We start from the raw sequence: 24,729 nt of genomic DNA on the forward strand, positions 1-24,729 counted from the left end.
ATTACGAAGGCCGGGCAGGAAAGACAATGAAACTTAAAGATTACATTTGGCCGGTCGTAGGGTTGGCCGCAGTCGGCATATCTGCATGGCTTCTTTACAAGGAGTTGCGTAGTATTTCGCTGGATGATGTGGTCGACAGCCTTAAAGCTATATCGATGCATCGTTGGGTACTGGCTGCTCTAGCGTCGCTAGTGGCCTATGCCGCCCTTGCTGGTTACGACCGCATCGCGCTTTTGCACCTTCGCCGCAAGATTTCATGGGTGTTTATAGCCCTTTGTTCGTTCACGACCTACGCCCTATCCCATAATATAGGTGCTTCCGTGCTTTCGGGCGCGGTCGTCCGGTACCGCGCTTATTCCTCGCAAGGGATGAGCGGGCCGGAAATAGCGCTCCTGATTGCCTTTTGCTCATTCACTTTTCTAGTTGGCGTTATGAGTTTGAGCGCCATCGTGCTTCTAATTGAGCCGGAAATTCTACAGCGGTTCAATTCGGAATTACCGCTTTCACTAAGTTATATTCTCGGTCTTGGTTCGCTGTCACTTATCTTGCTTTACGCTTTCGGCAGCTGGCTGCACTTTAAGCCGCTACGCATTCGCCAGTTTACCCTTGAATATCCCCGGCTGACTGTTGTCGCGCAACAATTAATCGTAGGACCACTGGAGCTCATCGGCGCGGCTGCAATTATTTATTTCACATTGCCAGAAGCCGGAAATCCCGGATTTATGATTATCCTTGGCATATTTCTTGTATCCTTTTCTGCCGCACTGATATCGCATGCACCGGGCGGATTAGGCGTGCTTGAACTCGTCTTTCTGACGGGCCTCCCGGACATGAATCAAGCCGACGTGCTTGCCGCTCTCATCATATTCCGTCTGTTCTACTTGTTGATTCCATTTGCTCTTTCGCTGGTGGTTGTGCTCGTCTTCGAACGTTCGCAATTGCTCCTGCGCTGGTATAAGAAAGAAGAATGAACATCGGACCATTTTCAGGTTGAGCGATTTCACGTAGGAAATATTTTCCAGATAAGCCACAAATTGGTGCGCAGTTTCTTCAAGAGCACAGCGCCCCACTCTATTTTGAAGGCAGACTTCAACGTGGAGTGCCACAATGACAACATTGATTATTCCGGGATACCGCGGCTCCGAAAATGGCCATTGGCAACGCCAGTGGTTGCTTGAGGATGAGACATCGCAGCTCCTTGAACAGGATGACTGGGACAATCCGGATCTATCCCAATGGCTTCATGTATTGGAGGCCGCTCTTGCCGAAACGCCCAGTGCCATTCTTGTGGCCCATAGTCTAGGATCTATTTTGGTGGCTCACCTTGCGAGCAGGCCTTCAGCTGCGCATGTAGCGGGCGCTGTGCTCGTGGCACCTGCAGACGCAGAGCGTATGGCCGCTTGGGATAAAAAGTTTGCAAGTTTCGCGCCCTTGCCGCGCCATAAACTGAGCTTCCCTTCTGTGGTCGTGGCAAGCCGTGACGATCCTTATATGTCTTTCAATAAAGCACAGGCACTAGCGAATATCTGGGGTTCCGGTTTCGTCGATATGGGTAATTCAGGGCATATTAATGTTGAAAGCGGTTTCGGCTCGTGGCCAGAAGGACATGTCCTGGCAGATTCAATGCGCAGGCCTCACCAGAGTTTTCGCGCACAACGCGCTGCCTAAGCCAATTGCTTGCGTTCAAGCAGATATTTGAGAACTAATGTCACGACAGCAATCAGCGCCAATGTAGATGAGGCTGCAAATGCACCAGTGACATTATAGTCATTGAATAGCAGCTCAATTTGCAAAGGCAGAGTGTTGGTTTGCCCCCGAATGGCGCCGGAAACAACTGAAACGGCACCAAACTCGCCCATCACGCGAGCATTGCATAGCACCGCACCGTAAAGAAGAGCCCAACGAATATTCGGCAATGTAACGTAAAAGAATGTTTGCAAGCCATTGGCGCCAAGGGTGATTGCTGCCTCCTCATCTTCGCTACCTTGAGCCTGCATCAGGGGAATAAGCTCGCGTGCAACGAATGGGCTTGTAACGAAAAGGCTGACCAAAAAGATGGCGGGAACCGTAAACATAATTTTTATGTCGTAGTTCTCCAACAACGGTCCAAGCAGGCCCTGACTCCCATATAGGAAGAGATAGGTCACACCCGCAACGATTGGCGAGACCGAAAAAGGTATCTCGATAAATGTAATCAACAACCCTCGTCCGGGAAATCTAAAGCGCGTAACCAACCATGCCACGCAAATCCCGAACACCATGTTGATCGGCACTACGACGATCGCGGTCAAGACAGTTAGCCAAATCGCGTGCAGAGTTGCGGGTTGGCTTATCTGAGTCAAATAAACCGTCATACCCTCCCGAAATGCGTAGGTGAAAATAACGAGCAGCGGTATGCCGATAAGCAATATAGACAGCAAAATCGCGGAAATTACCAAAAGCCGCTGGGACAATCGCACGGGCTTTTTGCCGTGTCGCGATGACGGCTTCAGGCTCCCGACGGGCGCAGCAAGATTAGTTACGTTCTGCATATTTCAGCTGCCAGGCCTGTATTGAGTTTGTTACGAAAAGCATGACGAACGCTATGACCAACATAACTGTCGCTATGGCTGCAGCTGCGGGATAGTCATATTCATCAAGCCGGATAAAGACGAGAAGAGACATTACTTCTGTTTCAAACGGCAAATTGCCCGAAATAAAGACGATGGCACCAAACTCTCCCAAGCTTCTTGCAAATGAAAGGCTGCAACCAGCGACAAATGCCGGAAAAATGGCGGGCCAGATAATGTTTGCGAATATCTGCCAGTTTGTGGCACCCAAAGAGCGGCCAGCCTCTTCTACATCTGTTGCCACATCTTCCAAAACGGGCTGAACCGTCCGGACAACGAAGGGAATGCTGGTAAACATCATCGCGAGCGCAATTCCCAAAGGTGCATATGCGATTTTGATACCCAGCGGCTCCAAATACCGTCCGAACCAGCCATTGGCGGAAAATACGGTGACCAATGCCAACCCAGCAACGGCCGTGGGCAAAGCGAAAGGCAAGTCGACCACCGCATCAAGAAGTCGTTTTCCGGGAAACTCGTAACGCACCAATACCCACGCTAGGAGCATCCCAAAAAGCGCATTCAGCAAGGTGGCCAACAAAGCTGCACTGACTGTTATGCGATAGGTTGCGACGGCCCGTTCAGAAGAGATGATACTCCAGAAATCCGCCCAACCCAGATTGAAGGATTTGTACAGCATTGCCAGCAATGGCAGAGCCACAATCAACGTAAAATAAAATAACGTCACTCCAAGAGTGAGACCGAAACCGGGCAAAATTCCGCGCTGACTGGACTTGGAAAACAATGACATACGAGGTTCTTAATTCATCCAGACTTTAACGCAAGTGATCTGTTGCAACGAAAAACGACGCGGATTGGCTGCCGCGCCGTCTGTATAGAGATTTACCTTTGATTCAGCGCTTGGTGAATACCTTATCAAGAATACCACCTTCAGCCAGATGATCTGTGGTGACATTGTTCCAGCCTCCGAACACATCCTCGACAGTCAAAAGACGGGTTTCTGGAAACTGCGAGGCATATTTGGCTTTGACTGCTTCATCATGCACACGGTTATAATTCTGCGCGAGGATGTCCTGGCCTTCCGAGGTGTAAAGGAATTTCAGATAGCTTTCAGCAATTGCACGTGATCCGCGCTTATCCGCAACTTTATCGACTACAGATACTGGAAACTCAGCTAACAAGCTTACCGGTGGAATGACCGCTTCGTACTTGTCTTCGCCAAGCTGCTTTCGAGTGCCCAGCACCTCTGCCTCGAACGTGATGAGCACGTCGCCAATCCCGCGTTCAGCGAAAGTTGTGGTGGCAGCGCGACCGCCAGTGTCAAACACCGGAACATTGGAGAGCAACTTTTTCGCGAATTCTTGAGCCTTTGCTTGATCCTTATTGTTTGCCTCAAGCGCATAGGCATAGGCGGCCAAGTAAGTATACCGACCATTACCGGATGTTTTCGGATTGGGGAAAACAACCTTTACATCATCACGAACAAGATCATCCCAGTTCTTGATATTCTTTGGATTACCGGCCCGCACGAGAAAAGCAGGAAGGGAATAATATGGCGATGAATTGTTGGGAAGGCGTGATTGCCAATCGGCTGGGATCAAATTTCCCTTATCGTGCAACACTTGCACGTCGGTCACCTGATTGAACGTTACAACGTCAGCCTCAAGGCCTTCAAGAATGGAGCGCGCCTGCTTCGATGAGCCCGCATGCGACTGGTTTACCGTAATGTCCTTACCGACCTGTACCTTGTAAGCAGCGCTAAAAGCTTTGTTGATCTGCTCGTAAAGTTCACGGGAGATATCGTAAGAGACATTGAGAATTTCCGTAGGCTCTTCTGCCGCTTGTGCAGGAGTTAAAGCAAAGCTCAGCGCCAAAGCCGCAAAAGCAACCAATTTTTTCATGAAATTCTCCCAGTCGGAGGCGATAATCGCCCAATCTACTTTTCAAGCCACACCCAATCCGCCTGCTCTCCGGCTTCACGGACAATTATTCTAAGACTGTCGGTAAAAACGGGCGGAAGGAAGGGTTACCTTTCCAAGGAACCGCAAATAATAGAAACAAAATACTATGAACTGGGAAAATCAGGGCAAACGACGGCGATGCTCCAGGTCGCCCGCATTAATTGATATACTTCGGGTCTCAGGCTGTCGGTTTACCAAAAACCACGATGCTGCCAGCACCACAGAAAATCTTCCTCGCCCGAGTTGCGCCGCTTCTTCACAGGAGCTTTATCATCGGCGCAATTCTCAGAATTACGAGCATCGAATTTGATGTTATCAGACGTGAATACCTCACGCCATAAACGCTCCGCTCGATTGAAGATGTTTGAGACTTCACTATACATTGCGACCTCCAAAAATAACTCGGCTGTAAAGTGGCTTACCATTGACGGGCAATAGAACGACAATGATGACGCCTTGAAATTGTTTGTCAATAATCACGACTGATTTAATCGTGTATCAAAATGGCTTCACAAAGGTATTTTCCAAAGCAAAAACCTTAATGAATTATTATTTTTCAGAGCATTACGTGCCATTATTGAGACATTCGGGCGCCGCAAAAAAACTCACATTTTTTACGTTTTTATACTAGGAAATGTTTATCGAAGGGCTATGACTGCACCCAGAAGGTTGTAGGCTAAGAAGAATGATATCGCAAAAAGCCAAATATGCTCTCCGCGCGCTTGTCGTCCTCGCACGCGCCGACTCTGAAAAAGCTTTATTCATTTCGGATATTGCAGAAGAGCAAAATATTCCAAAGAAATTTCTCGAACAGATTTTGCTAGACCTAAAGCGTGAAGGCATTGTCATGAGCCGAAGAGGCAAGATGGGTGGCTATCTTCTTCTGAAAGGTGCGGACGACATTACTTTCGGCGAAATTCTGCGCCTGATAGACGGTCCCATAGCGTCCCTTCCGTGTTTGAGTAAAATTGCCTACCGGCGCTGCGAGGACTGCAGCGATGAAGATACCTGTGAAATCCGCCATGTTTTCAACGAAGTTGCGAATGTAACACGCGGGGTACTCGACAAAACGACCATTGCCGATTGTCTGATCTATGGCGAAAAGGGGAAAATACCCGCCATTCTTGATATATAAAAGGACGATGTGGTGGTCGCTGAAGATCAAGATACTCTTCGATTTTATTCAGAAGAAGCTGAGACCTATGCCAATCGCATTGAACATAGATCATACGAACGATTGGATTCCTTTCTTATTCGTCTTACTCGCAATTGCTCCATTCTAGAACTTGGTTGCGGCGGCGGCGATGACAGTGCCCGCATGCTCGCTCTAGGCTTTGACGTTACACCTACCGATGGCAGCCCAGAACTTGCCTATCAAGCTGAGAAACGTCTGGGCGTTCCTGCAAAAGTATTGAAGTTCGATCAAATCAAGGATCGCAGCAAATTTGATGCTGTGTGGGCCAACGCCTGTCTTTTACATGTTCCGCGACCAAACCTTGCCGCTATTCTTCAGCGTATCGAGCGAGCGCTTAAATCAGGCGGTTTGTTTTATGCCAGTTACAAGGCTGGAAAGCAGGAAGGGCGCGACAAGTTTGGCCGTTATTATAACTACCCCTCCCCTGAATGGCTTAGGCAGGCTTATGGCTCAAGCTGGTCTTTGGTCGAGATCAAGAATTATATGGGAAGTGGTTACGATAATGAGCCGACGGAATGGCTCGATGTTATTGCTACAAAGGCCAGGTAATCTCCCTATGTAAATACAGCCTTGCCTATTACAGGCGTTGACGGCACAGCCATATCGCGCGGCTCCAGCACGACCGCTTGATAAGCTTGATGGCCAGCCTCAACAGCTTTGGCAAAAGCCTGTGCCATTGCTGGCGGATTGCCTGCCTTGGCTACCGCTGTATTGAGAAGGACCGCATCAAATCCCAATTCCATCACAGCCGCTGCATGCGACGGCCGACCCAAGCCAGCATCGATAATAATCGGAACCTCAGGGAAATGCCCGCGTATCGAGCGCAATGCATGCAAATTGAGCGGTCCCATGGCTGAACCAATAGGTGCGCACCACGGCATGAGAACATCGCAGCCCGCTTCCAGCAACCGTTCAGCGATGACGAGGTCATCAGTTGTATAGGGAAACACCTTGAAGCCATCTTCGCTCAAAATCCTTGCGGCTTCTACCAAAGCGAAAACATCGGGTTGTAGAGTGTCGTGGTTGCCGATGACTTCAAGCTTGATCCAGTCTGTAGAAAAAACGTCACGCGCCATATGCGCAGTCAGCACAGCTTCTTTCACTGTGTGACACCCGGCTGTATTAGGCAACACACGCAATTCCAAGGAACGAAGCAAGGACCAAAATCCGTCGCCAGTTTTCGTGCCAGCCATTTCGCGGCGCAACGACACGGTTATGATCTCTGTTCCTGAAGCTTTAATCGCATCTATAAGAATTGCAGGAGATGGATACTGCGCCGTACCAAGCAAAAGGCGAGACGATATTTCGGCGCCATAAAGTTTCAACATTTCACCCACCCTGCTTCGGGGTCAAAATTTCGATGCGATCACCATTCTTTAGAGTGTGATTCTGCCGCTCGTTTGCTCGTACAAGCTCACTATTGACTGCTGTTGCGAGCCATTCACCCTCAAATTCAAGCTCTAACAACAGCGCTTCAAGAGTTTGCGCCGAGACATCATGCGCTTGTCCGTTCACGGTGAGTTTCATGGCGTATACTCCTTTCTTTCAGGATCATGTCGGCAGCCTGCTTTGCCATCGCTGGCGCAAGCAGAAAACCGTGTCGATAAAGTCCGTTAATGCTGATGCAATTGCCCGTTTTAACCACGCGCGGCAGATTATTTGGGTAGGCTGGGCGAACGCCTGTTCCGGTTTCGATAATTTCGGCTTCACCAAATGCCGGGTGAACACTGTAGGCAGCGTTCAACAATTCCATCATTGAGCGCGCCGTTACCGGTCCATTTGCATCGCTCTCAATCATTGTCGCGCCCACCATGAAAGTGTGGTCCGGTCGGGGCACAATATAAAGCGGGAACCGCGGGTGAATAAGCCGTATGGGTCGTGACAGTGATATGTCTTTGCTGCGCAAGATGAGCATTTCGCCACGCACGCCCCGCAAATCAATATCTGGAGACGCGATTCCAGTACAATCGATAACCCATTCAAAGCTGGAAATTTCAGCGGCGCTCGTCCCAGTTTCGCAGCGGGCGCCTAACCCAACGAGTTTTGCCTTTAATTCCGTTAGAACCTGACGTGGCGCCAGATGCGCCTCACTTTCAAAGAACAATCCCTTGCGGAAAGCCGCCTCGCCAAGATCGGGCTCCAACAGCGAAATTGCTTCCTCACCAATGCGCACAAAGCCCGACGTCCGCGCGCCAAAGCGCTCCAGTTCTTTTACATCCCGCGGTGTGGCCACCACCAGCGTTCCCTTGCGACTCACGGATCCGGGAATTACAGACTCCCACCAATTGGCCGCGTTCATTCCAAGATCAATGACAGCCTGTTCAGCGCTTTCGCGCTCACACCAAGGTGCGAGCATGCCACCGGCATACCAGGAGGCTGCAGAATTTTCGCCGCCAAAGGGGTCTAGTATCGTCACTTCGGCTCCACGTGCTCGAAGCTCATAAGCAACTGTGAGGCCGGCAACGCCGGCCCCTTTCACCAGAATATTCACCTCATTCCCCGGCATTGAGCGGCATATAGAGCTCGCCGCCTGTGCGGAATTTCTCCGCCATCGCTGCCATGCCTTCTTTTTGAGCCTCCGCACGAATGTCGTGTGAAATGCGCATTGAGCAAAACTTCGGCCCGCACATTGAGCAAAAATGCGCAACCTTATGCGCTTCTTTCGGCAAGGTCTCATCGTGGTAGAGTCTCGCCGTCTCAGGATCCAGAGAGAGATTAAACTGGTCCTCCCAGCGAAACTCAAAGCGCGCACGGGATAGAGCATCATCTCGAAGCTTCGCCGCCGGATGCCCCTTGGCCAAATCCGCCGCATGTGCAGCAATCTTGTAGGTAATAACGCCGACCTTTACGTCGTCTCGATTGGGCAATCCCAGATGTTCTTTAGGCGTAACATAACAAAGCATCGCCGTGCCAAACCAGCCGATCATTGCAGCACCGATGCCAGAGGTAATATGATCGTAGCCGGGAGCAATGTCTGTCGTCAGCGGTCCAAGCGTGTAGAATGGTGCCTCTCCGCAAACAGCAAGCTGCTTGTCCATATTCTCTTTGATCTTGTGCATCGGCACATGACCGGGACCTTCGATCATAACCTGGCAATCTCTGGCCCAAGCGATCTGAGTCAGTTCACCCAATGTTTCAAGCTCAGCAAACTGCGCCGCGTCGTTTGCATCGGCTATTGAACCGGGTCGCAATCCGTCACCGAGTGAAAAACTGACATCATAAGCACGGCAAATATCGCAGATTTCCTCGAAATGCTCATAAAGAAAGCTTTCCCGGTGATGATGCAGGCACCACTTTGCCATGATTGAACCGCCTCGCGAGACGATGCCCGTGACACGATTAACCGTCAGTGGAATATAATGCAGTCGGACACCGGCATGAATAGTAAAGTAGTCGACGCCCTGCTCTGCCTGTTCGATCAGCGTATCTCTGTAAACTTCCCAAGTCAGATCTTCAGCGATACCGCCAACCTTCTCCAGCGCCTGATATAGCGGGACAGTTCCGATGGGAACCGGCGAATTACGGATAATCCACTCGCGAATATTGTGGATGTTGCGCCCGGTCGACAAGTCCATCACCGTATCGCCACCCCAGCGGATAGCCCAAACCATCTTTTCGACTTCCTCCTCCATCGACGATGTGACGGCGGAATTACCGATATTGGCATTGATCTTCACGAGGAAATTCCGACCTATGATCATAGGCTCAAGCTCAGGATGATTGATATTGGCAGGTATGATGGCCCGCCCCCTGGCGATTTCCTCCCGTACGAATTCCGGTGTCACATGATCCGGTAACGATGCACCGAATGACTCGCCATCCCGAACTTGGTTCCGTGCGGCTTCCCGACCGAGATTCTCCCTTATGGCGACATATTCCATTTCAGGCGTAATAATTCCCGCGCGGGCGTAAGCAAGCTGCGTAATCGCTTTTCCGTCGTAAGCGCGGCGTGGCTGATATTGAACAGGAAATTCTCTTGTAAGCCGCTCGCCCGTGGCGAAGCCATTGTCAGCTGACTGGATTATTCGCCCCTTATAGGAATAGCTATCGGCCTGTTGACCGATTTTCCATGCCTCACGAACACGTGCGATCCCTTTATTGATATCGATACTTGCAGTTGCGTCAGTGTAGGGACCGGATGAATCGTAAACCGCAAGGTTTGGCTCACCAGCGGTGGGATGAACCGCAATTTCGCGCAAGGGAACGCGAATATCAGCATGTATCTGCCCTGGTTTATAAATCTTGATTGACGCGGGAAGCGGCCCGGTTGAAACTTTCGGGGCCTCGGTAATTTTTGTTACAGCAGTCATCGTCAGGTTCCTTTGCGTTATTGCAGGAAACCCAGTTCTGAGCCGGAAGGATGAAAGAAGCCTCGCGAATCCAATCATGGATTCAGTGCGAATGCACTATGCGCGATAACCTTTGCACCGTCCCTACGCCAGTGTGAACTGGATCAGGTTCAACGGGTCACTGCGCTTGGCTATGCCTGAAGCAGTATCTCAGCCCCTTGTCGGGACTCCCCTGGTGAATGGCCTAAAGTGAACCGCCTGACGTATTGCTGTCAAGCGCTTCATAAAATTACGAAGCGCGAAGCGGTTTCAGAGCACCTGCCCATTTTGCAAGTTCAGTCAAAACCGTGCTGGCGCTGGTAGTTATCAGTTCATTTGGCGTGAACACGCCATCATCGTTGATAAACTGCTGGTACGAAGGAATGGGAACGCTTTCTGCAAGCGAAACCATACGGAGTGCCGAGATCAACCCTTTGACCGATTCGGTAGCACGCAAACCACCGGAAACACCGCCATAACTTACAAAGCTTACAGGTTTGTAGTTCCACTCATTCCATAAATAGACCAAGGCATTGATGAGCGAAGGTGGCGCGTTGTAGTCATATTCAGGCATGACAAAGATGTAAGCGTCGGCCGGCTCAATCGCCTCACTCCACTTCTTTGTATGCGGATGTTCGTATTTTTTCATGCGGGGATGATTCGGTTCGTCATAGACCGGCAACTTGAAATCAGCCAAATCGATAAGCACAGGGTCGAACTTGCCATCCTGCTTGGCGAATTCGTTGAACCACTTTGCTACAGCAGGACCACCACGCCCGGGCCGCGTGCTTGCGATTATAATATTGAGCCTGAGTGCCATAGTATCATATCTCCAAAACTGCGATAGTCGATAAGTAAAGACATTGACCCATCGCACAAGAAGGCACTTTTTTGAAACTGCCCGGAATGTCTGCGTAGTCCCACAAAAAACGAAACCCGCTATAGCGATTTGGCCATGCGGGTTTGTCGTCACAATGAAGGGCGTTAAAGCCCGTCAGATATTAGCGATTATTATTATAGTCGTTACCTGCTGGCGCGCCAGGGCGTGCAACACGTTCTTTTTTCTTTGGTCCAGGCAACAAGCCTTCGCGTTGAGCCTGCTTGCGGGCGGCCTTGCGGGCGCGGCTAACGGCTTCTGCTTTTTCGCGAACACGACGTTCAGAAGGCTTCTCGAAAGCCTGACGGGCCTTCATTTCGCGAAATAGACCTTCGCGCTGCATCTTTTTCTTCAAGACCCGTAGGGCTTGTTCAACATTGTTATCACGGACGAGAACTTGCAATCGTTTTCCTTACCCATGCTTGCCTCGTCTTGCAGTACCAAAACTGGCCACAATCAGACAAGCGTTTGAAGAATTGCCACAACGGCAATCCGGAGAAGCGCGGACTTTATTCATTCCCGCGCCAAAAATCCAGTGCACCCAAGCAATTAAACTTGGATACGCAATCTTTAGATTGCAGCCGTGATGATGATTTCAACCTTATATTCCGGTGTTGCAAGCTTGGCTTCACCTGTCGCGCGTGCTGGAGCATTGGCCGGATCAACCCATGCATCCCATACTGCATTCATTTCGCCAAAGTCCTTCATGTCATCAAGCCAGATGATGGCCTGCAACAACTTCGACTTATCTGTACCTGCCTCTTTGAGCAAACGATCAACCGAGGCCAGGACGTCTTTAGTCTGTTCTGTTACGCTCTTGCCCGGACCACCTACCTGACCGGCCAGATAGACTGTATTACCATGGATCACGGCCTGGCTCATGCGAGGGCCTGCTTCAATACGACGAACGCTCATGAAAATCTCCTGTGGAAGGTTTCGGACAAGCCGAGGCTTGCTTGGTGCAAGAAAAAAGGGCCATACGGCCCTCGTTTCAGAAAAATGGTGGGCACAGTAGGGATCGAACCTACGACCCGCTGATTAAGAGTCAGCTGCTCTACCAACTGAGCTATGTGCCCGTCAGCCGCTTCCGCGACGACAGTGAGCGCTCTATAACGGGGCAAATCTTGCCTGTCCAGCCCTTCACCAAACTTTATCGCGCTGATCGGCAAGAAGATGAAATTTTCGCTCTCAGACAAACAACTTGCCCTCTGCCACCTTGATCGCCGCGCCACCGATTCGTGCGCTTATGATTGCCTTATCCTTAATATCGAGTTCTAGCTCAAGTTTCGACAGCCGGCCCATCTCATAGCCTTGTTCAACAGAAAATCGCTGTACGCCATCAAGCGGTTCATCGAACAAGTGAATTGCACCGGCAAACGCAGCTGTCGCTGAGCCGGTTGCAGGGTCTTCATAAGTTCCTTCGTCACTGACAAACATACGCGAATGAAAATCGTTCTCATGCCCTACGGTTTCACGGCAGTAAGCATAAACCGGCAATTGCCTATGGCCAATTCGGGGTGCTATCCGCTGCATTGCAGCCTGATCGATCCGTATTCGAGCAGCTGATGCAAGACCACGTATCGGCACAAGTAAAAATGGTACACCGGCATCCCAAATGCTGGGAACATGGTTTTCAAAACCAATCTCGTCGCGCTCTAACCGCAGTGCCCGCGCTATGGCAACCTTGTCGTAGTTGTAGTCTACCCGTTGCGGCAATTTAGGGAGGTCAAATTCCGCAAAAGCCCCGTGTTTTCCCAGTCTTACGCCGCACCGAACAGCTCCAACCTGCTCTTCCAAAATAATAAGCGCATCTTGATCGTTTTCAACTTCACCAAAACGATTTTGCGCAAGTGACACAGCTGTCCCAACCGTAGGATGCCCGGCGAACGGCATCTCATAATCCGGCGTAAAAATGCGAACCCATGCTGTATGAGCGGCGTTTTTCGCCGGCAGCACGAAAACTGTTTCCGACAGGTTGAACTCACGGGCGATACGCTGCATCGCCTCATCATCAAGGCCCTGCGAATCGTGAACGATTGCCAATGGATTCCCTTTCAGGACCTCGGAAGTAAAGACATCATATATTTCATAACGGCGGAATGTCATGGGCGTTGCCCCTTTTTCAATTTGATGAAAAATAGACCAACCCTAAAGGGGCGCAAGTCAAACCTTGTAACGGTTACATTTGGCTGAAATGCCAGTCGCCGAACGCGCGGAATGTAACGGGTGTTGTATCGGTCATATCAGCCGATGAAGCCACTGCAACAACATCGTCGAGCTCCGAAATGAGTTCTGCAGTGATATGGCGACGTATGCGCGTCAACAATTCTTGGGAACACAAATCAAAATAATAGCGACGAAACAATGCAATGCTGCGATCCGCGGTAACGAGATAAATATTGCTGTCAAAGCCCTGAGCATCCGCTAAATCAATAGCAGTCTCCTCCAAAACCTCACGCCTCATATTCCCTTCAATATCAATAATTTCGTTGCGCACATCACCTTCATCAAAGGAACCGGCCGGAAAATAGACACGCCCTGCCGCCGCCGTTGAACTGGCCATTCGACCGGCGATCAGCTTATTGTCGTTAGAGACGATCACGCCTACTGCATAAACGTGCCAAGGCTTCAGTGATGTCCGATTCTTCTTCCAGTGCATCATCGTTTTGAAACGCGTGCGTTTATAGACCGCTTCGAAGGCATCACCGTTGACGTGAGCCTGCTCAGCCATAAAGAAATCGCCATTGAAAAGAGTAGGATTGGCTCTAATTTCCTCTTCCCAATTTGCCCCAATTTCAGACTTGTTTTCTAATTCATAGGTTAGCGAGCCACTTTCTATCCGTATCGCGGCATGTTTGAGCTCAATCACCGTCTTCTCGGGAGAGGCTTTCATTGTTCAAACCATGTCAAACGTAACTACGACAGGACAATGATCGCTGGCCTTGGGGCGATCCCAGCCAATACGAGGAAAACGTTCAAACTTTTGATCAGGTGGGAATACTGCCCGGAATGGCTGTCCTTGTCTGATGATGTCGGGAACAGCTTGCATGTTATTCTGCGCCAAGGACGGTGACGCCAAGATATAATCAAGCTGGCACAAGTGCCGTTCATTGGGTCCTCGCGTGTGATAAAGCGTCCAGCGATCCATTTCGGGGCGTCTTTCTACCAGATTTTCACAAAAGCCACCCTCAAGCAGGATGTTAAGACTGCTTTCCATCTCTTTAACCGGCTCGAACATGTACCCAACCAGCGTGTCCCCCTTGATAAGAACACGCTCTCGATAATCATTGAAATCACCACAGATGACCCAGCTCTTATCAGCTGATCCCCCACTGCTGGCAAATTTGTCTTCGATGATACGGCGCACGGCCTTTGCCTCCGCAACTCGGACGGGCATGGAAGCAGCCCGCCCATCCATGCCGTTGCGAGGCGTGCCCATGGATTTGAAATGACTGACAAAAAGCGTCAACGGCTTTCCACCGATGCGCACGTCGATCTCTAGGCAGTCACGCTTGAATATTCGCTGGTAGGATTCGATACCCAATAACGCCAGGTCAGCGCTATAAATACCAAAATCATTATATGTGAGATGGGCATGACTCGTCATCGCAACAAATTCGATCGGTAAACCGTCACGTGTCTGATCTCGCATCAGGACAGCAACGTCGATGCCACGGCTGTCATTTCCTTCGACCATATATTTGTGGCGATAGCCCTCACCCACCATCTTGAACAAATAGCCGAATTCGAAAGCATTCAGCGCGCCGATATTGTCCACCTCCTGGAGGCAAAGAATATCCGCGTGAGTTTCGGCGATCGCCAATGCGGTCAGCTGGCGTGTGTCATCGGCATAAGCAATAGCTCGAGCCTGTTCGAGTTGCCGGTATTGCGCCTCATCATCTATCTGAAAGAGCTGCAAGGCTCTGTCTTTGTTAAGATTATTTTTGAAACCGGAAAAGTCGAAGCGATTCATCAGATTTTCAACGTTGAAGGTAGCAATGCGAACTGACATGCAAATACTCTGGATTAAGATCAATGACGCTCTATGCGCTCATAGCCTACCCGCATTACCCCGTTGCTGCCAGTAGCGATTGGCATCACAAGCGCCTATATCAACCCTATGAATAACCGGAAGCTTGAAACAATGAAATTTCTTAAGATGGCGCTGGCTCTTCTGGTTTTAGAAATGGTCGGCCAGATGCCGACTGCTTTCGCGCGAGAAATCCAGACATATCGACCGGCTCCGCGAGGGCTTGATGTGGTGCCGCGATCCCCAACGATCCTGCGCAATAATAGTCCGTATCGGGATAGTCTGCGGGATTGTTCGACAGGAAACTGCTACAATGGACGAGCTAACCGACCGACCGGAAATAACGGTCCTACGCAGGCTGAGAAATGTCGCGCGGCCTATCAGTCCTATCGAGCTTTCGACAATACCTATAAGCCATATAACCGTCCGCGAGAACGATGCAATTTGTAATGTAAATTCAGTGGCTTCGCCGGATCTAAAGACACAAAAAAGCCACCGGGTTTCGCCGGTGGCTTTTAAAATTATGTTCTGATCTTCTTAGTTCTTTGCCTTATCGACCAGCTTGTTGCTACCGATCCAAGGCATCATGCCGCGCAGCTTCTCACCAACTTCTTCGATCTGGTGTTTGTCATTGTTGCGACGGATGGCCTTGAAGCGCGATGCGCCGGCCTTATATTCCTGCATCCAATCGGAAGTGAACTTGCCGGTCTGAATGTCGGTCAGAACGCGCTTCATCTCTGCTTTTGTCTCAGCCGTGATGATGCGTGGGCCGGATACATACTCACCCCACTCTGCAGTGTTCGAGATCGAATAATTCATGTTGGCGATACCGCCTTCATAGATCAAATCAACGATAAGCTTTACTTCGTGCAAGCACTCAAAATAGGCCATTTCAGGCGCATAACCACCTTCAACCAATGTTTCGAAACCAGCGCGGATCAGCTCAACGAGACCGCCGCACAGAACAACCTGTTCACCGAACAGATCGGTTTCGCATTCTTCACGGAAATTGGTTTCGATAACGCCCGAACGACCGCCACCAACGCCACAAGCGTAGGATAGAGCGAGATCATGTGCGTTGCCGGATGCATCCTGATGAATAGCGATGAGGCATGGTACGCCACCGCCCTTCTGATACTCACCACGAACCGTGTGGCCGGGGCCCTTTGGCGCGATCATAACAACGTCAACAGTCTTCTTCGGCTCAATGAGACCGAAGTGAACGTTAAGACCATGAGCAAAAGCGATCGCAGCGCCATCGCGGATGTTATCGGCGATATGGTCCTTGTAGATATCGGCCTGCAATTCATCAGGCGTTGCCATCATCATAAGGTCGGCCCATTTGGCTGCCTCGGCAACGCTGACGACCTGAAATCCGTCCGCTTCAGCCTTTTTCGCTGTTGCTGAACCGGGACGCAGAGCAATGCGCACATCCTTTGCACCGGAATCCTTCAGATTGAGCGCATGCGCACGCCCCTGCGAACCGTAGCCGATGATGGCGACCTTCTTCGACTTGATAAGATTGATGTCCGCATCACGATCATAATATACGCGCATTTTGTTATTCCTTCCTATGTTTCAATCAGTATTGTTTTCCAGTCGCTTGACCGGTTTTTCTCAAGGTTTGTATAGAACCAGAAATTGTTCAGTGGCCCGTTTTGCGTCACGCTCAATAGCTGCCTCGCCCAACTCGAAGCGATCTCCTAGCAGCAGACGAATTTGCACATCGCGAACCACCAGACCAAAAAATGTACGGAATGCCTCATCGGTCTGTTCGAACTTAAGCAACCCTGCTTCCCGCCCAAGCAGCAGAACGGGCTCGAGCCTGCGAGCCATGGCAAATGGACCATTCTCCAGAACGATACCGCCAAGATCGCGACCAAGTCCGTGCTTGTCTGTGCCGGCATGCGTGACAGCAACGCGGTTCAATGCAACTGAGATTTTACCCGACAAGACCCGCAGCCAATCGGCCGCGAAACGCTCCAAACCAGCTACCAGCGCATCGCGATCAAATGCATTGCGGCTGACGGGGACTCCCCTGACCTTGGAGGCTTGCCACTGGACCGTAGCCGTCAGCAAGCCATCGCGGTCGCCAAACCATTTGTATAAGCTTTCTTTCGAACAGCTTGCACGGCGCGCCACGCTTGTCATTGTGAGTTTGTCGCCAGCTTCAACCAGAAGCGCGAGCGCAGCATCAAGGACGTCTTTCTGACGTTCCGTTAATGCCGTTTCGCTGATTTCCAGTTCTGCTTTCAACACATCCTCCAACCGTACCGTACCGTACGTTACGGTTTGGCTTTTAATACATGTCCCAGGGTTTGACAAGCGTTAGGCCGAAAATTCAGCTCCAGACTTTCTCACGCAATCCGATCGGTCCAAATGGATCTATCAGCGTGCCTGAAACCATTGCTGCCAATAATTGCGGCGCTGGCGGAATGCCAGAAATTATTGGTACCAAGCGGTCACGGATGAAGGGCAATATTCTGGAGTCTGATTGATAAAATGGCGTGAATGCGCGCGACAACGCTTGGAAACTCCGTATATGCCCACGTCGCGACGATGCATATAGCGACAATGCTGTTGCAAGGTCTGATGAAGAATGCAGCGCATGAGCGAGAGCCTTGGCATCCAGCAAAGCCATATTTGCACCCTGCCCCAATTGGGGACTCGTCGAATGTGCTGCATCGCCAATAACCGAAAGGTGACGCCCGATTGGGAAAGGGAGTGTATGATGGCCATAACGCGCCAATGCCATATCATCGAAGCTGCCGATCTGGTCGAGATAAACCGAACATTCCGGCCAAAGTGACAATATATTGTCTTTCCATTGCGTCATTCCGGCACTACGCAATTTTGCGTCTTCGTCTGGCTTGGTACTCCAGAAGAAGGCAGCGCTCTTCTCGCCAGCAACGCTTGCTTTGCCTATCGGCAGCACGCCAATCATTATTCCTGCTTTGCGATAACGCTGTTGCAGCGAACGCTCATCAAAGGCATTCGGATGCCATTTGAGCGAGGCCCAATAAGCCCCATAAGCCAGCGGCTTCGGGTCGCGGCTCTTGTATGCAAATTTATTTATTTTCGATCTCGATCCGCTGGCATCAACAATCAGATCAAAGGCCCCGACGCGGCGGCCAGTATCCGTTATGAGCCAAGCGGAACCAGCTCCGACTTCCATTGAAACAACATCAATATTCGTCTCAATATCGATAGCTTCGCGTAGCACTGCATCGTAAAGCACACCAAACAAAGCCGCCCGGTGAACCGCAATGCCATAACGCCCACCCTTAAGCGCAGAGTATCTCACGTCAAGAACAGTGCGGCCAGAATGTGCATCCGCACCATAAAGTCTGTCGATGCGACTACCCAAACCCCGAATCATCTCAAACAACCCGAGATCGTCAAGAACCGTCAGTCCCGTGGGTTGAAGGATAAGACCTGAACCAACCGCAGAAGCCGATTCAAACCGTTCAAACAATGTAACATGATTGTCCGAACGCTTAAGGTAGAGCGCGGCGGCCAATCCAGCCGGTCCTGCGCCAACAATAGCGACCTGTAATTTTTTCATGCGGACCAGTTTGCTAATGCGGGCTAAATATTGACCTGCGTTCCAATCTCGACGACGCGTCCTGTTGGTATCTGAAAATATTCAGTCGCATCGCTGGCGCTTCTTGCCAGAGCAATGAAAAGACGGTCCTGCCAGCGTGGCATTTCAGAGCGCGCCGAAGCCTTCAAGGACCGCCGGGACAGGAAGAATGAAGTCGTCATAATATCGAACTTCCATCCTTGCTTACGACAAATCGCGAGCGTCCTGGGAATGTTTGGTCGCTCCATATAGCCGAACGTCAAGGTTACCCGCATGAACAGGTCGTTGATAGGTTCTATCCGCACCCGCTCACTCTTTTTCACCAAAGGCGATGGAGCGGTGATTACGGTCAGGATCACATTGTTCTGATGCAAAACCTTGTAGTGCTTAAGACTGTGCATGAGCGCTGTTGGCGTGCTTTTCGGATCGCCAGTCAGGAAAACCGCAGTGCCCGGGACCAGGGTAGGCGGATTTTCAGCCATTTTCTTTGAGATCAAAGCCAGCGGAACTTCGCCCTTGCGAGTTTTCTCGAAGAGCTTCCGGCTGCCGCGAACCCAGGTAAACATGATAAGAACAACCAGGAAAGCAACGACCAAAGACGCCCAGCCTCCATCTACGACCTTAATCAAATTGGCGCTTACAAAAACAAGGTCGATGATGAGGAAACACGCGGTCAGGCTGGTTGCCAACCACAAACTCCATTTCCAGATGCGGGTCATGACAATGAAAAGCAGGATTGTCGTTACTAGCATATTTCCAGTAACGGCAATACCGTATGCGGATGCCAGATTTGAAGAGCGCTCGAAGCCCAAAACAAGCAGTATAACAACAATACCGAGAAGTGCGTTGACCTTTGGCAGGTAGACTTGGCCTGACTGTTTCTCTGACGTGTGCTCGATATTCAGGCGCGGTAGAAGGTTCAACTGCACAGCCTGACGGGACAATGAATATGCGCCCGAAATAACAGCCTGGCTGGCGATAACAGTGGCCATAGTCGCCAACACAACCATCGGTAAGAGTGCCCAATGCGGGAACATCTCGAAGAATGGATTTTTTGCTTCATCCGGATAAGCGAGGATGAAGGCGCCCTGCCCAAAGTAATTGAGCAGCAAACACGGGAAAACAACCCACATCCACGCGGTAGCAATCGGTTTGCGTCCAAAGTGGCCAAGATCGGCATAAAGCGCTTCCGCACCCGTCACGGCAAGGAACACAGTTCCAATGGTGGAGAAAGCGGTACCCGGATTGTCCATGATATATTCGAACGCATAGTATGGGTTAACAGCCGCAAAAATGCTGAGATCGTCGGCAATGTGCAGCAGGCCGAAAAAACCGATTGCAAGAAACCAGATCAACGTAATCGGTCCAAATATCTTTGCTACGCTCGCTGTCCCAAACCTTTGGATGGAGAACAAGGTTAGGAGGATGACAATCGTTATCGGGACGATAAATGGTTTTAATGTTGGCGTTACTATCTCAAGTCCCTCGACGGCCGAGAGAACAGAGATCGCAGGCGTTATCACGGCATCCCCATAAAACAGGGAAGCGCCAATGATACCAAGCCCCAAGATAAGTTGCGGCCGTGATTTAAAGCTGGACCGGGCCAGGGCCATTAAGGATAGGATACCGCCTTCGCCGTCATTATCTGCGCGCAATACGAAGGTGACGTACTTGATGGTAACAATGACCGTCAATGCCCAAAAAATCATGGATACGACGCCGAGCACGTCAGTACGGCTCAAGCTGCCATCAAGGGAGGCAGCATGCAACGCTTCGCGAAAAGCATAGATCGGGCTGGTTCCGATATCGCCATAGACAACACCAAGCGCGCCCAGAACGAGAACTGGAAAGGCTTCCTTGTGATGCGGTTCTGGCTCGTAACTTACCGAACCGTTATCGCAATCATCGCCGACCGCTTGCTGGTCATTCATAAAAGTTTTCCCTCGCTCCTACAGCGTGGGCGGACGAGTTAGTCGTGTTGCACCGCAATATCAATCGCCATTTTAACATATCTCATCCTTTGCGTTATGCAAAAATGCATGACAGCAGATTAGCATGCTAAATCAAAGCATTATACCTTGAGCGCATTGAGAAATCTTTCCACAGAGCCCGCCATCCCATGTATTAAAGCATCCGCTGTGAGGCCGTGACCAATGGAAACTTCGGCAAGTTTTGGCACTTTCTTCACCAGCGCAGGTAAATTTGCTACCGTCAGATCATGTCCGGCATTCACCGCAATACCCGCTTTCGCTGCTGCAGATGCCGTAACGCCCAGCTTCTCAAGTTCAATTAGCGCGCCGTTTGGATCATCATACATTGAGCCATAAGGGCCAGTGTAAAGTTCAATTCGATCAGCGCCAAGTTCTTTTGCGGCCAGCGGCGTCTCCGGATCCGGATCAACAAAAAGGGAGACTCGCATGCCGCGGTTTTTCAAATCCCGAATAATAGGCGTCAGAAATTCTGCGTTGCGCTCCAAGTCCCAACCATGATCGGACGTCGATTGGGCTGGATCATCCGGCACCAGCGTCACCTGTTCTGGTTCATTCCTGGTAACCAGTTCGAGAAATTCACTGGTTGGATAACCCTCAATATTGAACTCTGCTTCAGGAAACTCATCATCAATGAGGGCACGAATTTCCGGAAGGTCGGCAAACCGGATATGCCGTTCATCGGGCCGGGGATGCACCGTCAGTCCGGAAGCCCCCGCAGCCAATGCTATACGGCCGATACCGATGACATTTGGCCAAGGCAGATCACGGCGGTTCCGCAACATAGCAATTGCGTTTAGATTAACAGACAAAGATGCGGTCATGAAAATATCCGGAGCAGTGTATTTGGATTTTGTTGTACATGAGTTTGGAGACGCTAGACATGCTTATCTTTGCGTCGGCAGCGCAAACCCTCAACTTAACCACCTGAATTTTATCGGACAACAGTCAAGCGCTCGGCTGCACGGGTGATGGCCGTATAAAGCCAGCGATCCCGCGTGTCTCGAAATGCATAGCTCTCGTCAAACAGCACAACTTCGTTCCACTGCGAACCCTGTGCCTTATGAGTAGTCAACGCGTAGCCATAATCGAAATCATCGAAACGCTTCTTTGTTTGCCACGGTATCTCTACATCGGGATCGTCAAACTGCGCTTTCAGCAATTTTATTTTCGCGACACCCCGTCCTGGCTCTTCATCTTCCGGTGCGATCAGCAAGTTGATACCAGGTTTTACTGTTTCGCGTGAAGAGGTCATCACCTTCCATAGCGAACCATTGAGAAGCCCCTTGGCTGGATCGTTACGCAAGCAGACCAGCTTATCACCTGCCTGCGGAAAGGCAGCCGAAAATCCCTTGAGCTCTCGCAAGCGCTGATTATATCGTTTGCGGGTTCGGTTCGTACCCACGAGAACTTGATCTGCCCCCAGCACCAGCTCTTGAGTAACCTCTGACTTGGAAATCACCTTGGCGGCACCATAATCGCCAAATTCAAATTCGCGCCCCTCACGAACGTCCAAGGCCAACCGCAAAATTGGATTGTCACGCGCTTGCCGATGAATCTCACTCAATAAAAAGTCAGGCTCATGTTCCGTGAAGAACCCGCCTCCGGATATTGGCGGCAGCTGTCCCGGATCGCCCAATACAAGAATTGGCGTTCCGAAACTCATCAGATCCCGTCCCAACTGCTCATCAACCATCGAGCATTCATCAACAACAATCAATTTTGCCTTTGCTACGGGACTTTGCCTGTTAAGAGAAAAGGTTGGCGCAATGCTGGTTTTGCCTGTCGTTTCGTTTTCGACAGCCTCTTCACCGCGCGGCCTATAGATAAGCGAATGCAGCGTGCGCGCGTTCTTGGCGCCCTTGGAACGCAAAACCTGCGCAGCTTTGCCCGTAAACGCAGCAAATTGAACATCGCCTTCGATATGTTCCGCAAAATAACGCGCAAGTGTTGTTTTGCCGGTGCCGGCATAGCCAAACAGCCTGAAAATCGGACTCCGTCCGCCCTTCAGCCATTTTGAGACGGCCTGTAAGGCCTCATCCTGTTGTGATGACAGTTGCATGATCCTGAGAGACAGGATTCGTAATCAAAGGGCAAGGAAAATGCTGACAAAGGCTATTAGACTATAGATTATCAGGGTTCCCGGAACGGATCTGTCCTTCGCCGGCAAGGCCAAATTGCTGGTCCAACATACGAAAACGGTCGCCCTTGACCTGCAACTTCCAGCAAATTTTCTTTTCCTCACCTTCATAAGTGAAACATAGGCTACCTTGGTCCAGCGCCCACTCCCCCGAATATGACATGCCCTTTGTTGCGAGCTCGTCGGGCTTGCAGCATTCGATCATCTTGCCGCGTGATGTGCCGTCAGCGCCAAGATATTCGCTGAAATTAAAGGGCGGCTGCGCTTTGACTTCGCCGGTAAGCGTTGCCCCTGTGACGATCTTACGGAGCTCTTCCTCATTAGGCGTAGGCCAAATATCTGCCTGTGCAAGGGCCTGCGTTACCACAAGTCCTCCAACAAGGGCAGCAAGAACAGAAATACTTCGCAATACTGTCAGCATAGTTTTCATACCCGATCAGGATCATTTTCCAGCCTGATAGGCTGCCCATGAGGCGTTGCCAAGGCAGCGCGTTGCCAGGCACGCGTCAGCAAATCTATATCCGCTTTTGGCGCAACCTTCTTTTCCGTTATGAGCGATTCCAACGCAGCAAGCCAGCATTGATAATAGTCGCTAGGGTCTTCCAGCTCGTCCGACTGTTTTAGTTGGGACGATAAAGCCTGTGCCCACTCGGCCCAGCTGAACAATCCACGCTCATGTAGCGCGACCACCATTGCAAATGCTTCTGCCTGCCAAGGTTGCGCAAAAACCGTTGCTTCTCCTCCAGGGGCGGCGGAATTACCGATCAGATCATGCAAGCTCAATATAATCCTCCCAAGCGTCAATACTGATGGTCAACAAAGGATCTGCGGCAACACCCCAAATTTCTGAAGCTTGAAACACGACGGTATAGACATATTGAGGGTTTTCCCCTTGGCCATGCGCGTTCGTGTCAGGAAACACGAAACCATCGCGAACAGCTTCGATGATACCGGTCTTGCCCCGCGCATAGCGTGGTAGGCGCGTATGAGTCTTAGGATTTAGATTACGGGTTCGCACTCGATCACCCGCTTGGAAACGAGGCTCGGACTTCATCTCCCTGTCGCATGGACCACCTTTAGCGAGCACGGAGGGTACGCTTTCTGCTAATAAGACACGTTTTGGAGTCGCGCTCTTTGTTAAAAACCGCGCCATTCTCAATTCGTCATCTGAAACGAACCCATGTCGTTCCAGGAGAACTTCCAAAGCCTTGATCCAAATTTCATAGTAGGATGACGAATAATAATCGGCTGGATGCAGGCTTTCTCGAGCATGACGGCTTTCATCAATGTTCCAATGCCCCATGCCACCCGCAGCAAGCGTGATGCCTAACGCCCTTTTTTCCCATTCTGCATGAAACAATGGCTCGTTGACTTCAGGGGCAACGGGACCAAATCCCATCTGCCCGCCAAGATCGTGCGGCCCGTTCATGTATGCCCCGGCGTCAAAGGCAGTCCGGTCCCGATCATTGAATCCCGCGTAACGAGAGCGGCCAGTTGCTCATCATTCAGGTCATGGGAACCTTCAGGGCGCAGTGGCACCACCAGGTAGCGCAGCTCAGCGGTTGAATCCCACACCCGTATCTGGGTGGTTTGAGGCAGAACCAGATCAAATTCGGCGAGAACACCGCGAGGGTCGATCACGGCTTGTGATCGATAAGGTGGCGATTTGTACCAGACTGGAGGTAATCCAAGCACTGACCACGGATAACAAGAGCAAAGTGTGCAAACGACAAGATTATGTGTATCGGCCGTATTGAATACAGCCTGCATATGCTCGCCTTGCCGACCGGTGAATCCAAGTGAAGCGATAGCCGCCGTAGCGTCCCGCTGGAGCCAGTCTGAAAATTCAGGATCGCTCCACGCTTTTGCTACTACCTTGGCGCCATTTCTTGGGCCGATCTTGGTTTCATAAGTCTCGACTATGGCATCTATCGCCAAGGGATCGATCAAACCCTTTTCGGTCAGGATCGTTTCCAGCGCACGCACTCGCGCAGCCATGGGGTCAAGCTCATTATCATGGTGATGGTCGTCGTGATCATGTGGCATGGCAAAATCCTATG

General features: G+C 50.8%; 28 protein-coding genes, 1 tRNA gene and 1 riboswitch. Of the genes, 4 read left to right on the forward strand and 25 right to left on the reverse strand.

All coding sequences use genetic code 11. The features are described from left to right. The first annotated feature begins 26 nt into the window (after positions 1-26). Together V9K95_RS03375 and V9K95_RS03380 are read left to right on the forward strand one after the other, a co-directional pair. Positions 27-971: a lysylphosphatidylglycerol synthase domain-containing protein gene (locus V9K95_RS03375; protein WP_115052627.1), complete on the forward strand. Its 945-nt coding sequence runs from the start codon at positions 27-29 to the stop codon at positions 969-971. Between the two features lie 136 nt (positions 972-1,107). Beyond that, positions 1,108-1,668: an RBBP9/YdeN family alpha/beta hydrolase gene (locus V9K95_RS03380; protein ID WP_336439822.1), complete on the forward strand. Its 561-nt coding sequence runs from the start codon at positions 1,108-1,110 to the stop codon at positions 1,666-1,668. On the opposite strand, the gene cysW is transcribed toward V9K95_RS03380, so the two are convergent. The 4 genes from cysW to V9K95_RS03400 form a co-directional block, all read right to left on the reverse strand. Further along, positions 1,665-2,531 (reverse strand): sulfate ABC transporter permease subunit CysW, encoded by an 867-nt coding sequence (cysW, locus tag V9K95_RS03385; RefSeq protein ID WP_336439821.1) that lies wholly within the window; start codon positions 2,529-2,531, stop codon positions 1,665-1,667. The two genes, V9K95_RS03380 and cysW, sit on opposite strands and share 4 nt — an antisense overlap. Next, on the reverse strand, positions 2,515-3,357 hold the full coding sequence (gene cysT, locus V9K95_RS03390) for a sulfate ABC transporter permease subunit CysT (protein WP_115052625.1): 843 nt from the start codon (positions 3,355-3,357) through the stop codon (positions 2,515-2,517). The genes cysW and cysT overlap by 17 nt, the downstream gene beginning before the upstream one ends. A gap of 103 nt (positions 3,358-3,460) precedes the next feature. After that, positions 3,461-4,468, reverse strand: a complete 1,008-nt coding sequence (locus tag V9K95_RS03395; protein WP_336439820.1) for a sulfate ABC transporter substrate-binding protein — start codon at positions 4,466-4,468, stop codon at positions 3,461-3,463. Positions 4,469-4,719: 251 nt separating this feature from the next. Further along, positions 4,720-4,911 (reverse strand): hypothetical protein, encoded by a 192-nt coding sequence (locus V9K95_RS03400; protein ID WP_115052623.1) that lies wholly within the window; start codon positions 4,909-4,911, stop codon positions 4,720-4,722. A gap of 302 nt (positions 4,912-5,213) precedes the next feature. Between V9K95_RS03400 and V9K95_RS03405 the strand changes: the two genes are divergently transcribed. Then, positions 5,214-5,663, forward strand: coding sequence for an RrF2 family transcriptional regulator (locus V9K95_RS03405; protein WP_336439819.1), 450 nt, complete (start codon positions 5,214-5,216; stop codon positions 5,661-5,663). 12 nt (positions 5,664-5,675) lie between these two features. After that, a complete protein-coding gene (locus tag V9K95_RS03410; protein WP_115053253.1) occupies positions 5,676-6,272 on the forward strand; it encodes a class I SAM-dependent methyltransferase in 597 nt (198 codons plus the stop codon). Between the two features lie 5 nt (positions 6,273-6,277). Here V9K95_RS03410 and V9K95_RS03415 read toward each other — a convergent pair whose 3' ends face one another. From V9K95_RS03415 to nthA, 21 genes are all read right to left on the reverse strand, one after another. Continuing rightward, complete coding sequence (locus tag V9K95_RS03415) at positions 6,278-7,051, reverse strand: thiazole synthase (RefSeq protein ID WP_336439818.1); 774 nt, start codon at positions 7,049-7,051, stop codon at positions 6,278-6,280. Between the two features lies 1 nt (position 7,052). Further along, positions 7,053-7,250, reverse strand: coding sequence for a sulfur carrier protein ThiS (gene thiS / locus V9K95_RS03420; protein ID WP_115052620.1), 198 nt, complete (start codon positions 7,248-7,250; stop codon positions 7,053-7,055). Continuing rightward, the gene (gene thiO, locus V9K95_RS03425) at positions 7,219-8,214 is read right to left on the reverse strand and encodes a glycine oxidase ThiO (RefSeq protein ID WP_336439817.1); all 996 of its coding nucleotides are present in this window, start codon (positions 8,212-8,214) and stop codon (positions 7,219-7,221) included. Before thiO ends, thiS begins: the two co-directional genes overlap by 32 nt. A 1-nt stretch (position 8,215) precedes the next feature. Continuing rightward, positions 8,216-10,033 (reverse strand): phosphomethylpyrimidine synthase ThiC, encoded by a 1,818-nt coding sequence (thiC, locus tag V9K95_RS03430; protein ID WP_336439816.1) that lies wholly within the window; start codon positions 10,031-10,033, stop codon positions 8,216-8,218. A 102-nt stretch (positions 10,034-10,135) separates the two neighbouring features. Further along, a riboswitch (TPP riboswitch) is annotated at positions 10,136-10,256 on the reverse strand. A gap of 45 nt (positions 10,257-10,301) precedes the next feature. Then, entirely contained in the window at positions 10,302-10,871 is a 570-nt protein-coding gene (locus tag V9K95_RS03435; protein WP_115052618.1) for an NAD(P)H-dependent oxidoreductase, read from the reverse strand. Between the two features lie 181 nt (positions 10,872-11,052). After that, entirely contained in the window at positions 11,053-11,331 is a 279-nt protein-coding gene (gene rpsU / locus V9K95_RS03440; RefSeq protein WP_115052617.1) for a 30S ribosomal protein S21, read from the reverse strand. Positions 11,332-11,498: 167 nt separating this feature from the next. Continuing rightward, entirely contained in the window at positions 11,499-11,843 is a 345-nt protein-coding gene (locus tag V9K95_RS03445; RefSeq protein ID WP_008123603.1) for a RidA family protein, read from the reverse strand. A gap of 85 nt (positions 11,844-11,928) precedes the next feature. Beyond that, a tRNA-Lys gene (locus V9K95_RS03450) sits at positions 11,929-12,004 on the reverse strand. Positions 12,005-12,116: 112 nt separating this feature from the next. After that, positions 12,117-13,055: a PhzF family phenazine biosynthesis protein gene (locus V9K95_RS03455; protein WP_336440201.1), complete on the reverse strand. Its 939-nt coding sequence runs from the start codon at positions 13,053-13,055 to the stop codon at positions 12,117-12,119. 52 nt (positions 13,056-13,107) lie between these two features. Beyond that, complete coding sequence (locus tag V9K95_RS03460) at positions 13,108-13,821, reverse strand: NUDIX hydrolase (RefSeq protein ID WP_115052615.1); 714 nt, start codon at positions 13,819-13,821, stop codon at positions 13,108-13,110. Between the two features lie 3 nt (positions 13,822-13,824). Next, positions 13,825-14,940: an endonuclease/exonuclease/phosphatase family protein gene (locus tag V9K95_RS03465; RefSeq protein ID WP_336439815.1), complete on the reverse strand. Its 1,116-nt coding sequence runs from the start codon at positions 14,938-14,940 to the stop codon at positions 13,825-13,827. Between the two features lie 555 nt (positions 14,941-15,495). After that, positions 15,496-16,515: a ketol-acid reductoisomerase gene (ilvC, locus tag V9K95_RS03470; RefSeq protein WP_113097408.1), complete on the reverse strand. Its 1,020-nt coding sequence runs from the start codon at positions 16,513-16,515 to the stop codon at positions 15,496-15,498. Between the two features lie 60 nt (positions 16,516-16,575). Beyond that, complete coding sequence (locus V9K95_RS03475; protein WP_115052613.1) at positions 16,576-17,214, reverse strand: TetR/AcrR family transcriptional regulator C-terminal domain-containing protein; 639 nt, start codon at positions 17,212-17,214, stop codon at positions 16,576-16,578. 85 nt (positions 17,215-17,299) lie between these two features. Continuing rightward, positions 17,300-18,523: an FAD-dependent oxidoreductase gene (locus tag V9K95_RS03480; RefSeq protein ID WP_336439814.1), complete on the reverse strand. Its 1,224-nt coding sequence runs from the start codon at positions 18,521-18,523 to the stop codon at positions 17,300-17,302. Positions 18,524-18,546: 23 nt separating this feature from the next. After that, positions 18,547-20,472: a potassium transporter Kup gene (locus tag V9K95_RS03485; RefSeq protein WP_336439813.1), complete on the reverse strand. Its 1,926-nt coding sequence runs from the start codon at positions 20,470-20,472 to the stop codon at positions 18,547-18,549. Between the two features lie 140 nt (positions 20,473-20,612). Then, positions 20,613-21,353: a pyridoxine 5'-phosphate synthase gene (locus V9K95_RS03490; RefSeq protein WP_115052610.1), complete on the reverse strand. Its 741-nt coding sequence runs from the start codon at positions 21,351-21,353 to the stop codon at positions 20,613-20,615. 110 nt (positions 21,354-21,463) lie between these two features. Then, positions 21,464-22,591 (reverse strand): ATP-dependent DNA helicase, encoded by a 1,128-nt coding sequence (locus V9K95_RS03495; protein ID WP_336439812.1) that lies wholly within the window; start codon positions 22,589-22,591, stop codon positions 21,464-21,466. A 61-nt stretch (positions 22,592-22,652) separates the two neighbouring features. Further along, complete coding sequence (locus V9K95_RS03500) at positions 22,653-23,099, reverse strand: hypothetical protein (protein ID WP_115052608.1); 447 nt, start codon at positions 23,097-23,099, stop codon at positions 22,653-22,655. Beyond that, positions 23,096-23,452 carry a nitrile hydratase accessory protein gene (locus V9K95_RS03505; protein WP_336439811.1) on the reverse strand — a complete coding sequence of 119 codons (357 nt, stop codon included), beginning with the start codon at positions 23,450-23,452 and terminating at the stop codon, positions 23,096-23,098. The genes V9K95_RS03500 and V9K95_RS03505 overlap by 4 nt, the downstream gene beginning before the upstream one ends. Further along, positions 23,439-24,098 (reverse strand): nitrile hydratase subunit beta, encoded by a 660-nt coding sequence (gene nthB, locus V9K95_RS03510; protein ID WP_336439810.1) that lies wholly within the window; start codon positions 24,096-24,098, stop codon positions 23,439-23,441. The genes V9K95_RS03505 and nthB overlap by 14 nt, the downstream gene beginning before the upstream one ends. Then, positions 24,095-24,715, reverse strand: a complete 621-nt coding sequence (gene nthA, locus V9K95_RS03515) for a nitrile hydratase subunit alpha (RefSeq protein ID WP_336439809.1) — start codon at positions 24,713-24,715, stop codon at positions 24,095-24,097. The genes nthB and nthA overlap by 4 nt, the downstream gene beginning before the upstream one ends. Between the last annotated feature and the right edge of the window lie 14 nt (positions 24,716-24,729).

The sequence above is a fragment of the Phyllobacterium sp. CCNWLW183 genome (genome assembly GCF_037203775.1).
GTDB lineage: Bacteria > Pseudomonadota > Alphaproteobacteria > Rhizobiales > Rhizobiaceae > Phyllobacterium > Phyllobacterium ifriqiyense.